Raw genomic sequence first — 16108 nt, 5'->3', positions numbered from 1 at the left:
ACACACCCGTCCGATCCGCAGCCGCGCGCGCCGCGCGACTGCCGATCATGCCGCGCGACGTGAGGATGAGCCGATGAGCCGTGCCGTCACCGATGCCCGGATGCTCGCACCCGCCACCACGCGGGAGCCGGCGAGCTGGGAGGTGCGTTATGCCCGCCGACTCGCCGTCAGCGATGCCGTCGTCGTCTTCGCGGCGGTGATCATCGCCCAGGTGCTGGGGCGGGCCACAGGCGCGGCGGTGGAACCCTCGCTCGCCGCTTCGCTGCTCCTGAGCCTCGGCTGCGGGCTCGTCTGGCTCGCCGCCCTCGCCGCGAACGGTTCGCGCTCCTCACGTGTCGTGGGTACCGGGTCGACCGAGTACCGTCGACTGCTGCAGGCCTCGTTCTTCCTCTTCGGCGTGATGGCGATCGCCGCGTACCTGACCAACGTCGACATCGCGCGCCGCTACGTTCTCATCGGCTTCCCACTCGGCCTCGTCGGCCTCGTGCTCTCACGATGGTTCTGGCGGCACTGGCTGCAGGTTCAGCGCCGGGCAGGCGCCTACTCGTCCCAGGTCCTCCTCGTCGGCACTCCCGATTCGGTCGCCAGGACCGCGGCCGACCTCAGTCGCACCCCCGAAGCGGGTTACCACGTCGTGGGCGCCTGCACGTCATCGGGAGAGGTCGCCGGGTACATCGAGGGAACCGAGATCCCCATATCGGGCAACCTGGATCGGCTGCTGGATGCCGTCGAGGCATCCGGGGCGGACACCGTCGTGATCACGAGCGCGAACGAGCTCTCCTCGGACCGGGTACGGGAACTCAGCTGGTCGCTCGAGCCGGGCCGTCAGCACCTCATCGTCGCGCCGAGCCTGACCGACATCGGCGGCCCTCGACTGCACACCCGACCTGTTGCGGGACTTCCCCTCATCCACGTCGAGACGCCGCGGTACGAAGGGCGAAAGCTCTACCTCAAGCGCGCCTTCGACATCACCGTGTCTGCGACGCTCATCGCCCTGCTCTCGCCGCTGCTCGTCATCGTGGCCATCGTGGTCGCGCGCTCCAGCCCCGGTCCCGTGCTGTTCCGCCAGCAGCGGGTGGGCCTGCGCGGCGAGCATTTCGACATGCTCAAGTTCCGCTCGATGTACCAGAACGCCGAGGAGATGCTCGAGCAGTTGCGCCAGCAGCAGCGCGATGCCGGCAACAGCGTGCTGTTCAAGATGAAGGACGACCCTCGCGTGACGCCGATCGGCGCCCTGCTTCGGCGGTTCAGCCTCGACGAGTTGCCGCAGCTGTTCAACGTGCTGGGCGGCTCGATGTCGCTCGTGGGACCGCGGCCTCCCCTCGAGCGCGAGGTGCGCGAGTATGCCGAGTACGTTCACCGCCGCTTCCTCGTGAAGCCGGGCATCACGGGCCTCTGGCAGGTCAGCGGCCGATCCAACCTCAGCTGGGACGAATCCGTTCGCCTCGACCTCTTCTACGTCGAGAACTGGACCCTGACCGGCGACTTCAACATCCTCTGGCGCACCGTTCGCGCGGTGCTGGCCAGCGAAGGGGCGTACTGAGCATGACGTCGTTATGTTGCACCCCGTTAACACGCCCGACATGGCCTGCTGCGACGATCGTGAGATATGCTCACGGCGCGGTGAGGCACCTGCACCTCCGTCAGAACTGAAAGGGACGAACCCGTGGGAATCAGCGATTATCTCCGCGTACTGAAGCAAGGCTGGCTCATCATCCTCGTCTGCGTCGCGCTCGGCGTCGCGGGCGCGGCTGCCGTGTCGGCCTTCGCGACGCCGCAGTTCCGTTCCGTTGCGACGCTCTACTTCTCGATCCCGAACAACGAATCCACGACCACCGCGGAATTCGGGCAGGGCTTCGAGGCCATCCAGTACAAGGTGGCCTCCTACGCCGGCGTCGCCACGACGCCCAAGGTGCTGAACCCGGTGATCGACGAGCTCAAGCTCGACATGAGCCCCGAGCAGCTGAAGGCGAAGATCAGCGCGTTCCCCACCATCCAGACGGTGCTGCTGAACATCTCCGTCGACGACAGCGACGCCCAGCGGGGTGCCAACATCGCCAACGCCACGGCCAACAGCCTCTCCAAGGTGATCGAGGACGAGCTCGAGGCGCCGCTCGGCGGCGGCACGAGCCCTGTCGCTGTCACGGTGGTGCAGAAGGCCGAGCCGCAGTCGACGCCCATGTCGCCCAATATCCCGACGAACCTGCTGCTCGGCGCGCTCATCGGTTTGGCCGTCGGCATCATCGGTGCGGTCATCCGCGCCCTCAGTGACACGACCATCCGTCGCACCCGCGACATCACCGCCGTCACCGACGTTCCGATCATCGGCGCCGTGGACTTCGACAAGCGCGTCGCGAACGACCCGCTCGTCCTGCTCTCGGCGCCACACGGACGCCAGGCGGAGTCGTACCGCGCGGTGCGCACCAGCATCCAGCTCGCCGACCTCGGCACGGGCGGCCGCAGCATCCTGGTCACCTCTGCCGGTCCCGACGAGGGCAAGAGCGTGAGCGTGGTGAACCTCGCCCTCGCCTTCGGTCAGACGGGGTCGCGCGTCGTCGTTGTGGATGCCGACCTGCGTCGGCCGCGGATCGCGCCGCTGCTCGGCATCGGCCACGCCGTCGGGCTCAGCGAGTACCTGACCGGCGCGGTCGGCCTGAACGAGATCACGCACCGAGTGCAGGGTCAGGAGGTCGTCGTGATTCCGGCGGGAGCCGTGCCCAGCAACCCGAGCGAACTGCTCGGCTCGGATGCCTTCCGCGCCCTGCTCGCCGAGCTCGGCACGAAGTTCGACTACGTGCTCGTCGACGCGCCTCCGGTGCTCGCGGTCACGGATGCGGTGCTCCTGAGCGCATCCGTCGGCGCGGTCGTCGTGGTCGTCGGGGCGGGCAAGAGCCGCAAGGCCGACGTCACCCGCACGCTCTCGACCCTGCGTGACGCAGGCGCCCCCGTGCTCGGGATCGTCGCCACGATGCTCCCCCGGGAGAGCGGCTACGACGCGACCTCGTACGTGGCCTACGGATCGCTCACGGGCGATTCCGCGGCGCGACGGTAACGCAACGGTGGCACGCACAGCGTCGCGCGGGCGCACCATCGCAATCGGCATCGCCGTCGCCGTGGTCGTCGTGGGCGCCCTCGGGGCGGCGGCGTATGTCATGACCCGTGACTACGGCAGCTCGACGGCCGCGTACAGCCCGTCGTCGTCGGCACCGACGGCGACGGCGACCGCAGCTGCACCCGCGTACACCGGATCTCGCTTCCTCGTTGCGGTCGACGACCAGCACGCGTGGCGCTCGGCATCCGGCAAGTGCTCGACGGACTCGGCGTTCGTCGAGGTGACCGCCGACGGCGGTGCGACCTGGACGCCGGCTCCGGTCGCTCGCGACGAGAAGCCGACGGCGGTGCTCGCGCTCAGCGCGACGTCGCCGACGGCCGGCGACGTCATCAGCCAGACGGCGGCGAAGTGCGAGCCGTCCCAGTTCGGTACGACTGATGCCGGCGCCAGCTGGACGGACGCGCAGCCGACGGGTGCGTGGTGGATCCGGCCGTCGGACTTCCGGGTGGTCAACGCCGCGGGCACCGCCGTGGACGCGCCCTGCCAGGGCCGTCGCGTCTACGGGTACGACCCCAACGATGCGATGCTCGTCTGCAACGACGGCGTCGTCTTCCGCACGAGCGACGGCGGCACGGCGTGGGACGCTGGCGGCAACATCCCCGGGGTGCTCTCGGTGAGTCCCGTCAGCGGCGGCTACCTCGTCGCGCTGCGCGGTGACGCGAGCTGCCCCGGCATCCAGTTCCGCAAGGCCGGCCTGACCGCATCCGCTGCAGACGGCGCGGTCATCGGATGCTACCCGGTGACCCTCGGCGAGGGTTCGACGGCGATCGCGGCGGCCCCATCCGGAATCTGGGTGTGGACGCAGAACCGCGTGGAGCACGTCACGGATCCGTGGGCGGTGGGCCTGCGGGGCTGACGCGCCGCCGGTCCCTCTTCCCCCGCCCAGAAACGCAGGATGAGCGGCACAGCGACCTCTATATAGGGTCGCTGTGCCGCTCATCCTGCGTTTGTGGGCTTAATAAGAGGAGTGGTTGAGGCACCCGCAGTTTCTGCGATCTGGAATGCCGTCCCCACCGAAACCGGAGATTCTGCGGGTGTCCTGGCCTCCGTAACCACCGATATTGCGGGTTCGATGGTGCCGTCCCCACCGAAACCGGAGACTCTGCGGGTGTCCGGGCCTCCGTACCCACCGATATTGCGGGTTCGACGGTGTGAGGCACCCACCGTTGCTGCGGGTTCGATGGTGCGGCACCCCCGATCTCGCCAGGCTGGGACCCGAACCGGATGCGGGCTCAGCGGCCCGCGTACGGGGAGCGTCCCCAGGTCAGCTCCGCCAGGGCGGCCTGGCCCGAGGCGTTCGGGTGGAAGTGATCGCGCTGGGAGATCTGGCTCGCACTCATCTCGAAGTTCGCCACGGCGTTCCCGTCGAAGACGCAGTTCGGCGTGGCGGCGCAGACCCGGGCGAGTGCCGCGTTGTAGTCGACTCGCCGCTGCTCGACGGTGGCCCGGCGGGTGACTGCGGCCGAGCTCATGCCCGTCGGGTTGTAGAGCATCGACTGGCAGGTCTTCGCGCTCGCCCAAACCGCCCGAGCTTCGGGGTCGTCCTTTCCGAGCAGCCAGACGCGGGTGAGGCTCGGCACGCTGGCCACGAGTATCTGGGCCGAGGGCCGGCCCTGCGAGAGCAGGCCGAGCGCTCCGGAGACATTCGCCTCGAAGGCGGCGACGGAGGTCATCGTCTCCACGGTCGGGGCGCACGCGTCGTTGGCGCCGATCATCACGGTCACGTAGTCGGCGCCCTGTTCGACGGCTTTCTGCGCCTGCGCGGCCAGCTCGCTCGACTTGCTCCCCGAGACCGCGTCGTTGTCGACGATGAGAGCCGATGCGCCGAGCTGGCGCAGCCGCTCGGCGTGCGAATCGACGGCGGCCGCATCCCCGGTCGACCAGCTGTTGGTCGGGCAGTCGCCGTACTCCTCGCACGTGCTGACCGCTTGGGAGATGGAGTCCCCCAGGGCCACCATGGTTGAAGGCAGCGGGGCGACGGGTGCCGCCGGGTCAGCCAGGCGACTCACGTCGACGTAGTCGATCTTGGTGTTCTTGCCGCCGATGGCATCGACAGAGAGTCGGCCGTCATCCACGAGCACGCTCACCGTGACCGTCTTGTTGCGAGTGGATGCTCCGCTCACGCCGGTCGACGTGAACGGCGCGATCGCCTGCACGCCCTCGATGTTGATCACGTGCGTCTCGACGAACGAGCTCGGCACGGAGTCGCCGACCGCGACCGTCACGGAGTACTGGCCGTCGGGAACCGCGAGCTCCCACGCCCCCTTCGTCTCCACGCCGGTCCAGCCCGGGATGTCGACCGGCTGCATCATCATGTAGGTGTTGAGCCGCGCATCGGGGTTGGTGGTCGACCGAGCCCGAGCGTTGCCGGCGGGAGAACCGCCGACAGACAGGTTGAGCGGAGTGCGGGTCTGCTCCCCGACCCAGCCGTAGCTGAGGCCCGTCCCCTGGCCGGCACCGGTGCGGGACGCGAAGGCCTGGCCGTAGTCCTTCGCGTATCCGGTGGGGATGCTCGAGGAGACCGGCTGGAAGTTGACCTTGACGACGTTCGTCGGCGAGGTGCCCGCCACGACGCTGATCGGGTTCGAGACCGAGTTCACCCCGGTCAACTCGGGGTACGTCGCGGCCACCCGGTAGTAGTACGTCGTTCCCGCCGTCACGCTCGTGTCGTTGAACGAGGTCGCGGTGATCGGGTTCGGACCCGAGATCAGGTTCGACATGGATGCGGTGAAGCCCGGGTTCGTGGACCGGAACACGGCGAACTGAGCGCCGGCCGAGGTCGGGTCGGGCGACCAGCTCACCGTCACGTTCGACGGACCGGATGCCGCGACGGGAGCCGGCGTCGCCGGGCTGGCCGGGCGCACGTTCGTGACGAGGTAGAAGTTGTCCTGATAGTCGTAGTTGATGCCGGCCAGGTCCTCGCCCATCACGTACGAGCCCGGCACCACGTTTCCGTTGCGGTCCTTGACCGGCCACATCCGCACGTGCTGTCCGCAGGGCTCTGTGCAGCCCGCGGTGATGTCGACGGAGTGGTCGTTCAACGCGGGGTCGGTGCGCTCGCCGAGGATGTCGAAGCCGAAGACCCCGGCCGTCGTGCCGCCGGTGGGCGTGAAGGTGCCGCCTGCGAAGGCGCTCGTCGTGCCGTTGGTCACGCGCGGCAGAACGGATTGCGACCAGAAGCCGGCAGAGGTCGTGATGTCCTTCTTCGAGGCCAAGGCGCCTTGCGGGAACCAGCGCACGGTCGCCTCTGCGCCGAAGCCGTGGTATGCCGCGAGCTGGCGCACGGCGACCGGCTTGGTGGCGTCGACCTGGCGCCAGTAGGGCGAGATGACCTCGTCACCGACGGGAGCGACCTCGCCGACGCTGACGATCGTGCGCGGTACTTCCGTAGCCATGCCGAAGCCGCGGAACAGCTGGTACACCGAGGGCTCCTGGCCGTTCTCGTTGACGTTCTGCCAGAATCCCGCCAGTTGCACGACGCCTGTCGGCCCGGTTGCCGCATCGGAGGTCGCCGTCAGGGTGCCCTTCTGCAGGCGTGCTCCGCTCGTCGCGGTGAACTGCACAGTGAGATCGAGCGACGAATTGGCCGTGATCGTGTACGGCAGCGCCGGCGCGTTGGTGATGCTGAACGGTCCGGTCACGGTGAGGGCGCTCAGCTTCATCGGTCCCGAGCCCGAGTTGGTGATGCGCACCGTTCCCTTGGTGGCCGTCTTCTGGTCGGGCTCGGGGGCCTGGATCTTGCTCATCGTGAGCTGGTCGGCGAACGGCACGGGATCGGGGTTGGCCACGCTCATGTTGGCGAACTGGCCACTCACCGGCTCCGCCGGATCGACGTTGTCGACCACGAAGACGAGGTCGTTGCTGTCGAACGTCGTCGGGAACTCCTCGAACGCCACGACGTAGGCGTGCTCGTCGACGGTGCCGTCGGGCTCCTTCATCGGGTACACGCGCACGTGATGCGGTGTGCCGGCATCGAACGCCCGGTTGAACGGGTCCTCCGAGTAGACGAGGCGATCCGAGAAGGTCGGCCACTGCGTGTAGAACCCGAAGATCGCGTTCTCACCCGGATCGATGTCGGCGGTCTGTCCGGTCGGGTTCACGGTGAGGCTCTGCGCGTTCGCGGCGGGCACGGTGAACAGCTCGTGCCGCGCTGCCGAGTTCATGCCCTCGTACCAGCCGAACCGGATGGCGGGATCCTTGCTCTGCAGGCCGTACGCGGCGAGTGGCGTGATGGTGATCGGCCGGTCGAAGTAGTGCTTGCGGAACAGCTGCGCCTTGATCTCGTCGCCGATCGGGGTCTGCGTGTTCGGCAGGTTCGTGGTGGACGGATCGGTGTCTCCGACGTTCACCGGAATCTGCCAGGTGTCCAGGATGCGCTGCAACGAGGGCTCGTTGGTGCCGCCCGTTCCGGTGGTGGCCAGTCCTCGCAGGGTGACCGTGACCGCCGGGGCGTTCGAGGTCACGGTGAGCTTGGCATCCTTCACGCCGGCGGTGCTCGGCGCGAACGTCACCGTGACGGGAGTGGACTGGCCCGGCTCGAGGGTGATCGAGGCCGTCGAACCCACCGAGAAGTGGGACGCTCCTGCGCCGCTGATGGCCAGGCCGCCCGACGGGATGGTGATCGTGCGGCCGCCCGCGTTGGTCAGGGTGAGCGCCTTGGTGTCCATGCCCGAGGGCCGCACGGCGCTGAACACCATGCGGTCTGTCGCTTCGAGCACGGGGGGAGTGGCTGCCGTCGCGGGCTTCACGAGGGCGATCGAGGTGCCGGCGGGGTCGTCGGTGAGCTGCGAAACGTAGAGGTTGCCGTTGTCGGTGTCTTCGACGAGGTCGAGCGGCTGCTGGAAGCCGGTCAGTCCCGGGTACCCGGAGGTGCGGTTGCTCAGCTTTCCATCTGCCGCGACGTCGAAGGTCACGATGTCCTGGCCCGAGCTGTAGCGGACGACGAGCAGCTTGCCCTTCAGCGCACCACCGAAGGTGCTGCTCTTGTACTCGATGGCCCCATCGGCACTGGCGTGGGCGCCCGCGTCGTAGACGTCGGAGAGGTTGAAGTTCGGGTCGGGAGCCGTTCCCACCGGATACGCGGCCGACTCGAAGGGGTCGGCCGATGCGGTCGGGTTGCCGTTGGCGAGGATGTACTCGCAGCGTGCGGGGTTCGGGTGGCCGTAGTAGCGGCCCGGCTTCACGTCGAAGACGTAGTCGGTCTCGGCGACGGGATTGCGCGTGATACCGGCCAGGCCGGTGGGACCGTAGTACCCGCCGTCGGGGCGGTTGGCGCACTGCGCGGGCAGGGTCGTCGGCACCGCGGGCGCGTTCGCATTGGCCGCAGACCCGTTGGTCGGCGCGTAGAGGTGCCCGTTGCTGTGCCAGACGAGGTCGAAGGCGTTGCGGATGCCGCTTGCGTAGATGGTCAGGGGTGCGCCGGGAGCGTAGGGGTTGTAGCCGCCGTCGCCGGTGCGCGCATCCAGCGGCAGGGTCGGCGAGTCGAGGATGCTGGGGTCCAGCCGCAGGGTCGCGGCGCTCAGCAGGCGCTCGGGCCGGTTGCCCCACGACCCGTCGGCCGCGCCCATGCCGGAGTTCGCGCCGACGTTGAAGTACAGCGCCCCATCAGGGCCGAAGGCGACCGAGTTGACCTCGTGGTCCTTGATCGAGCGCGGCAGGTGGATGACGAGCGGCGTGTAGTTCTGCAGGTTCGATCCCGTGAGTACGCCGACGCGACTCGTGTAGTCGGGAACGTCGTAGCTGCCGAGGAACGGCGCGTTGTCGCTGACGACCAGCTTGAGGTTCGTGGCCGTCGAATCGGGCGTGAAGGCCAGGCCGATGACCGTGCGGATGCCGGGGTTGTAGGTGTCGCCGCTCGCGGCGCTCGCGGAGTAGTCGGCGACGGCGTTGAAGGTCTCGCGGTTCGAGAGGGTGCCGTCGGCATTGATGGTGAAGCGGTAGATCTGCCCGGTGATCGAGCCGGCGTAGAGCTTGCCATCGGGCCCCTTTACGAGGGAGGTGTACATCGCCCCCTTTGCGGCGCCGGAATCCGTCTGGGTGAAGGCGACGGGCCCGTCGGGGGCGGTCGCCTTGCCCGTCGTGAAGACCGAGGTGAAGGGCAGGAAGTGGCGGCCGTCCACATCCGTCACCGCGGTGGTGACGGTGAACTTGTACAGGGTGTCGTCTTCGAGCTGCGAATGGGGAGACACGTTGATGGTGTCGCCGCCGCCGCTCGTGAGCACCGCCGCCGAGACGAGCTGGCCGGTGACGACGTTCGTGAGCGTGACGTTCTGCGTGGTGAGCGTGTCGGGAAGTACTCCGCTCGTGATGAGGAAAAGGTCGCAGACGATGCTGGAACGGGGGTCGACCCCCGTCGCCGCGTTGAGCGGGGTCGAGGTGCGCACCGCCGGCTGCTGGGTTCCGGCCGTGACCGGGTCGATGGTGATGTAGTCGAACTTCGTGTTCGTGCCGCCAGTCGGCGTCAGGGTGAGCAGACCGTCGGTGACCTCGACGATCACCTCTCCGTAGAGGCTCTTCTTCGCGGTCGTCGGCTTGAAGCGCGCGATCACGTTCTGGTTCTCGACATTCGCGAAGTGCGTGCTGTCGGTCGCGGACTGGTCGCCCACCGCCACGCCTACGCGGTAGACGCCGTTGGGCACGGCGGCCTCCCACGCTCCCGGCGTCTTCACGCCCGTGCCCGTGGTCATCTGCGCGTGGATGAAGGTGTTGAGTTCCACGCTGACGCCCGAGACGTTGCGGTTGCGGCCGTTGCCTTCCAGGCTCAGCGGGGTGTGCGTTCCCGGCACGACCCAGCCGTAGCTGAGGTCGCTGCCCTGGAAGTCGCCCGTACGGGGGCCGAAGGCCTGGCCGTAGTCACGCAGGAAGCCGTCGGGCGGCACGGTTCCGGCGTCGGAGAAGTTGACCTTCGCCGAGAACGGCGCCACCGCCGGCGGCTCGCCGACGATCTGCACGTAGTTGAGCTTGGTGTTCTTACCGCCCACCGCATCGATGGTGAGCCGGCCGTCGCTCACCGTTGCCTGCACGGTCGCGGCCGCGTATTCATTGGCCGCGGTGCCGACGAAGGACGCGATGGCGGGAACGCCCTCGACGGTGATCGTGTGCTTGCTGTCATAGGTCGGCTGGTCGCCCACGCTCACCGAGACGGTGTAGACGCCGTTGGCGACGGCCACCTCGAAGGCACCCGCGACCTGGTTCTGCCCCGCGACCTTGGTTCCGGCATCCGCGTACTGCATGTGGATGATGCCGTTCTGCGCGGCGGTGACCGTTGTGCGCGTGCGCACCCGGGTGTTCGAGCTCATGTCGAGCGGAACGTGGGTGCTCGAGAGCGAGTCCTGACGCACCCATCCCGACCCGGTGGCGTCGCTGTAGGCGCTGCCCGACTGGGTGGTGTAGCCCGAGACAGTGGGGGCGGATGCCGGCCGGAAGCTGTACGAGGCGGTGAACGCCCCGGTCGCGGCCGCTTCGATGGACGCCGCACTGCGCAGCTGCTGCACGGGGGCGATGTTCGTGGGAACGGTGGCGGTCGGCGTTGCCGCAGGAGCCTGAGCCGCAACCTGAGCCGCCGGAGTCTGCGCCACCGGAGCCTCGGCAGCGGGACCCTGGGCGGGCGGCGTGGTTGCCGCATCCGGCACGGTGAGGTCGGGAGCGGTCGGGGTCGCCTGCGCCACGATCGGCTGCACGGCGACGCGCGTGGGGGCGCTGGCCACGGAGAGCTGGCCGGCGGTGGACTGCGCGCGCAGGGTGTAGTCCACGATCGTCGCGGCGGTCGCCGACGTGTCGGTCCAGGTTCCGGCCGCGACGATGCCGCTGACGTCGGTGCCGTCGCGGTAGACCCGGTATCCCGCGAGAGCGCCCGAGGCATCGGCGGTCCAGGTCAGGGCGACGCCGGCGCCGCTCTGCGCGGCGGTGAGGCCCGTCGGTGCCGGGGGAGTGGCTGCATCCGTCGCCGTGAACGCGAGGGCCGTGGCATCGCTCTGCACTCCATCGCGGGTCGCGGTGACCGTGAAGACGAGGGGCACGCCGGGCTGTGCGGGCACGGTGGTGCTCGTGGCGGACAACTTCTCCGCCACGACGGTGGGGGCGGGCGGCGTTGCGCCGTCTTGCGTGGGGGCCGCGCTCGTCGACAGCACGGTGTACGTGGCGTCGGACACCCCCTTCCACGACAGGGTGAGCGTGGCTCCGTCGACCGCGGCGGCGAGCTTCTGAGGTGCTGGCACGGGCGAAGGCGTCACGGCGACGGATGCGGAGGCCGGTGATTCCGCCGACCCCTTCAGGGCCGTGACGGTGTAGCTGTAATGCTGTCCATCGGTCAGGCCGCCGTCATGGAAGTCGCTCTGCTTCACCTCGCCGACGGGCTTCGGAGCGCTCGCGGCATCGTCCTGCCGGTAGACGCGGTAGCCGGTGGCGCCATCGCCATCCGCCCAGTCGAGGTCTGCGGCCTCGTCGGATCCCGTCGCCGTGAGGTCGATAGGTGAGTACAGGGTGCTCGCGGATGGCGCACCTGTCGCTGCGAACGCCGCAGGAGCGAGAAGGGCAGAGGGAAGCACAGCAGCGCCGACGAGGATCGACATCAGCTTGAGCATGCGGGTACGGTTCATGGTGATTCGGGTCACGATGACGGGTCCTCATCTATTGCGGCTCACGACGATGGGGGCCTATTACGATTTTGACACGGGATGACTCGAATGAACCCGAGTGATCCTCGCTTTGTTACATGGAAGCTAACAGTGCACTATTTCGGTCGCATTAACAAGTGGTGCCGATCTAAGCTCGGCTCAACGTGGCGATCGGTCGCCGCCCCCCGCGCCGCTGCGGAATTCCCGTTCCGCGACACGTCGGAGGCAGTGTGAAGAAGCAGTTCGTGTGGATCCTCGCCGCGCAGATCATCGCCAGCGCGCTCAGTGCGCTCGGCTACATCTGGCTCGGCCGCCTCGTGGGAGTGGCCGCTATCGGTGTCATCGGCATCGTGACGAGTGTCATGTCATTCATCGTCATCGTGGCCGACTTCGGCATCTCCAGCTATCTCGCGAAGGAGCGGGCGCTCGGCCATGAAGACAAGGTCGTCGACGCGCTGCGCTTCAACGCTCTCTCGAGCGTCGTCTTCGGAGTCGGCACCGTGCTCGTGCTCGGCATCCTCTGGCTGAGCGCGGGCATCCCCTGGGCGCTCATGGCCCTCGGTCTCTCCCTCGTCATCGAGAAGAACACCAACACGGCCATGGCGGTTCCGGTCGCCGATCGGCTGAAGGCGGTCCCGGCGATCTCGATCCTGCTGCGCAGGGTCATCTCGTTCGGTCTCTTCGCCATCGGTGTCGTGGCCGGTTTCGACACCATCATCAGCTTCAGCCTGGCCGCCCTCGTGGCAGCGATCATCGGGCAGGCCCAGCTGCGTCTCTGGATGCGCGGAAAGGTCCAGACCACGGGGTCCTCGCGCAGGCAGGCCTTCCGTGCCGCGACCGAAGCCTGGCCCTATCTGGTGAGCAATGCGACGGCTCACGTGCGCACGCTCGACACGAGCATCGTCGCGGCCGTCGGCAGCACGTACTCGGCAGGTATCTACGCGGCGGCGACCCGCATCACCAACCCGTTCTACCTTCTGCCGTCGGCACTGGCCAACGTGGTCATGCCCCACAGCGCCCGACAGGATGCGGCTGCCGCCCGCCGCATGGCCATGAGGGTCGCCCTCGCCTTCGGGGTACTCGTCGTGCCGCTCGCCATCATCGCGGTCTTCGCCCAGCCCATCGTCGTCCTGCTCATGGGCGACGCCTTCGCGGCCTCCGCTCCCACGCTCGCCGCGATGCTCATCGGGCTGCCGTTCATCGCGTTGGCCTCACCGCTCGGCACCATCCTGCAGTCCCAGGGACGCCAGCACTACGTCAGCGTCAACGGCGCGGTCTTCGCTGTCATCGTGCTCGCGGCCATCGCCACCGGCGCGATTCTCGCCGGGCCGCTGGGCGCCGCCATCGGCATGGGCGTCGCCTACCTGCTGAAGAGCGCGAGCCTCCTCATCGTCATCGCGCGACAGCTGCGCTGAGACACGCGAGCGGCCGAGGATGGATTGCATCGTCATGGCGCGCAGCCTGCCCTGAAACGTCGAGCGCAAGAGGGTAAATCCCCATCGTCATCGCGCGACAGCTGCGCTGAGACACGCGAGCGGGAGAGGGGGTGCCCCTCTCCCGCTCGCGTACCGGCCGGAGCGGCCCGCACTCAGTGACGCACGTACTCCGTTTGGGGTCCCACGTCGACCGCCGCCTTGCCGTTCTTCACCGGTAGCGTCGGGCCGCTCACCGGGCCGAGGGTCGCCTTCGTCGCGGTGCCGACCGGCACGTCGACGATCTGGCGTGCGACCGAGTAGGGGCCCGAGATGTCGAAGCCCTTGCCGTCGTACTTGATGCCGCGCAACACGTTGCCGTAGTGCGCCACGAAGTCCGTGGTGGTGAACGAGCCCGTGTTGATGCCCAGAAGGCCGCGATAGACTGTGAGCCGACGGATGGTGATCGGATAGTCGATCACGTTGTTGTTGTTGCCCCCGCCATGCGAGTAGTTCGACATGTTGCTGTCGAAGTAGAAGGTCTTCCGCGCGAGGTCGGTCTGGTCGAGATTGCCGATCTTCGCCTCGAAGTACTCGCCCGTGCGGTCGGTGAACCGCATGAACAACGAGTTGGCACTCACGTCACCGGAGACGAGCACCGAGATGGCCTTCGGCTCACCGGGCACGGACACGATGGTATTGAACTCATCGCCCTTGCCGTTCGAGACGTCGTAGTCGAATCGCGCCCCGCCGCGCACGAGGTGCACCAGGTGGCGAGCCACGTCGCCCAAGCCGATGCGCTGAAGCGCGTAGGCAGAGAGCCGGAACACGTCCGAGAATTCTCCCGAGTCCGCATCCGTCGGTGGCAGCTCTCCCTCGACCGTGGTCTCCGCAGCGGCCGTGCCGAGGTTCTTGAGCGCGAGATAGCCCGGTTTCTGTCTGCCGTCCGCGGTCACCAGTCCGTAGTTGTCGAGCCGTGACGGTGACGTTCCGAACTCGAGCAGACTCCACCACGTGATCGCCTTGAAGCCGGCAGCGGCCGCGATCGCATAGGCCCGCGCCAAGTAGATCGCCTGTTCCTGCTCGGAATTGCTGCCCTCGCAGTCCGTGCACGATGACCATGAGAGTTCCGTCATCCAGAGCGAGCCGCCGGGGTGGTGCAGGGCGAGGTAGGCCTTGGCCGCCGAGACCCAGGTCGAGAAGATGTTCGCCTCCGGCGTGCCGCGTACATAGGCGTGGATCGACAGTCCGTCGTAGCTGTTGTCCGCGCCGTTGGCACTGAGGGTGTTCATGAAGGCCGCGTCGTAGCCGGCTGTGGCCGGCGCCAGCACCGTCGACGTGGGATCCACCTTCTTGATGGCCGCGTAGGTCACCTTCAGCATCTTGGCGTAGGCGGCGGCGTCGGGGGCCGGCTTCCAGTAGTCGTCGAAGTTCGGCTCGTTCCAGACCTCCCAGACCTTGACCCTGTCCTTGTACCGGGAGACCACCGCTGTCACGTAGTCCACGTAGTCGGCGAGGTTCCTCGGCGGGTAGTACTTGATCTGGTTGGTTGGGGTTCCCGCGGGCGCCGAGGATGCCCACGCGGCCGAGTAGACGAGTTTGCCGATGAACTCGACGTTGCGGGCGTACGCGAGGTTGACGGCCTGGTCGAACTTCCACCAATCGAAGTTGTCGTCGCGCGGCTCGATGCGGTTCCACTCGAACTCATCGCGGGCGTAGCGGATGCGGGCGTCTTCGAGCAGCTTGGTCTCGCTGTCGACCTTGGCCGCGTCATCCGTCGAGGTGAGGAAGGTGTTGATGCCCGCGAAGGATGCCTGGTTGGCGTTCGGCGGCCGCACGGACGCGCCCGTGAGGTACGGGCTCGCCGAGGTCACCCGAGTCGATTCGAGGGAACCGTCGGGAGAGTCGTCGTGCGAGAGGTCGCCCTCGATATTGCCCGCCATGGCGACGTTGTCTGCGGTCTTGCCGTTCCAGCTGATGGACACGGGGCCGGCGGCGTCGGCCGTGCCGGTGAACGTGCGGCTGTGCCCGCCGGCGAGGTCGCGCACCACCAGCGCCCAGTCACCCGGTGCCCCGGCGGTGAAGCTGAGCGTCGTGCTGCCGCCATTGCCCGGGGAGAAGCGGCGCTGGCTCGAGGCCGGCGAGCTCCAGCCGTCCGTCGTGAAGCTCAGGGTATCGAACGTGACGCTGCCGGTCTTGGATGCGCTGCCGTTGCGCACCACCCGGAAGTCGGTGACGATGATCGGCGCATCGAGGATGCCGTCCTTGTCGCCGAGCTCATCCAGCGATGGCTTCGCCGTCAGGTCGGCCGAGAGCGTCGTCCAGGTCTTGGAGTTGATGTTGCCGAGGCGGTAGGTGAACTGTTCGCCGGCGGCGTCCTTCAACCGCACGTAGAGCGTGTTGTAGGTTCCGTCGCCCAGTGCTCGAACCGAGACCCGCGTGTACGCCTGGCTCGGAATGGGCACGGGCGTGTCGGCCGTGCCCATCCGCACGTCTCCGCCGCTGAGGTCGTAGCCGAGCCTCACCGCGTCTTGGGAGCCGTCGGCCGCTGTCGCCGTCGTCACCGTGCCGGTGCCGGAGGTGATCGTCCAGGCGCTAGCGTCGCTGAACGTGTCGGTGACCGCCTCGGCTCCGACGCCCGGCGCCGGCTGTGCCCACACCTTCGCGTCGCCAGGCGCGGCCGGGTCCTCGAGCAGTGGGGCGCCGTCGTCGTTCAGTGGGGGCTCGGCGGCGGGTTCCGTCTCGGGCTGGCTCGCGAGCGCCGCTGCCTCGGGGCTCGGCAGCACGGGATCCGTCTCGGAGAACGGTGGCGGGGGATCGTGCGGATCGGCCTGGGCGAACCCGGCCGGGGCGATCGAGATCGCCAGAACAGCCACAGCCGAGGCGGCGAGCGCTCGAAGGCCGCGTGCGCGCATAGCGGAAACAGTGGAGCGTGTCATCGGAGTCCCCTCTCCGTAACGGCACGTCTC

Annotated in this window: 6 protein-coding genes; 4 read left to right on the top strand and 2 right to left on the bottom strand. The window is 68.2% G+C overall.

The window, feature by feature from the left end; genetic code table 11:
* Window positions 1-73 precede the first annotated feature (73 nt).
* The 3 genes from WDJ51_RS04045 (at window position 74) to WDJ51_RS04035 (ending at window position 3968) form a co-directional block, all read left to right on the top strand.
* Window positions 74-1543, top strand: a complete 1470-nt coding sequence (locus tag WDJ51_RS04045; protein ID WP_337851148.1) for a sugar transferase — start codon at window positions 74-76, stop codon at window positions 1541-1543.
* A gap of 123 nt (window positions 1544-1666) precedes the next feature.
* A complete protein-coding gene (locus tag WDJ51_RS04040; protein ID WP_337851147.1) occupies window positions 1667-3052 on the top strand; it encodes a polysaccharide biosynthesis tyrosine autokinase in 1386 nt (461 codons plus the stop codon).
* A gap of 7 nt (window positions 3053-3059) precedes the next feature.
* Window positions 3060-3968 (top strand): hypothetical protein, encoded by a 909-nt coding sequence (locus WDJ51_RS04035; protein WP_337851146.1) that lies wholly within the window; start codon window positions 3060-3062, stop codon window positions 3966-3968.
* A gap of 376 nt (window positions 3969-4344) precedes the next feature.
* Here WDJ51_RS04035 and WDJ51_RS04030 read toward each other — a convergent pair whose 3' ends face one another.
* Window positions 4345-11724 carry an SGNH/GDSL hydrolase family protein gene (locus WDJ51_RS04030; protein ID WP_337851145.1) on the bottom strand — a complete coding sequence of 2460 codons (7380 nt, stop codon included), beginning with the start codon at window positions 11722-11724 and terminating at the stop codon, window positions 4345-4347.
* A 233-nt stretch (window positions 11725-11957) separates the two neighbouring features.
* Between WDJ51_RS04030 and WDJ51_RS04025 the strand changes: the two genes are divergently transcribed.
* On the top strand, window positions 11958-13142 hold the full coding sequence (locus WDJ51_RS04025; RefSeq protein WP_337851144.1) for an oligosaccharide flippase family protein: 1185 nt from the start codon (window positions 11958-11960) through the stop codon (window positions 13140-13142).
* 173 nt (window positions 13143-13315) lie between these two features.
* Here WDJ51_RS04025 and WDJ51_RS04020 read toward each other — a convergent pair whose 3' ends face one another.
* On the bottom strand, window positions 13316-16078 hold the full coding sequence (locus WDJ51_RS04020; RefSeq protein WP_337851143.1) for a GH39 family glycosyl hydrolase: 2763 nt from the start codon (window positions 16076-16078) through the stop codon (window positions 13316-13318).
* Window positions 16079-16108: the final 30 nt, after the last annotated feature.

The organism is Rathayibacter sp. YIM 133350 (assembly GCF_037404875.1).
Classification (GTDB): Bacteria; Actinomycetota; Actinomycetes; order Actinomycetales; family Microbacteriaceae; genus Orlajensenia.
The sequence above is the reverse complement of the archived record's forward strand: the minus strand, read 5'-3'. Positions and strand labels throughout refer to the sequence as shown.

Bases quoted from the DNA above. Each gene is read 5' to 3' on its own strand.
- WDJ51_RS04045 (WP_337851148.1), top strand. From the start codon at position 74: ATGAGCCGTGCCGTCACCGATGCCCGGATGCTCGCACCCGCCACCACG.
- WDJ51_RS04020 (WP_337851143.1), bottom strand. From the start codon at position 16,078: ATGACACGCTCCACTGTTTCCGCTATGCGCGCACGCGGCCTTCGAGCG.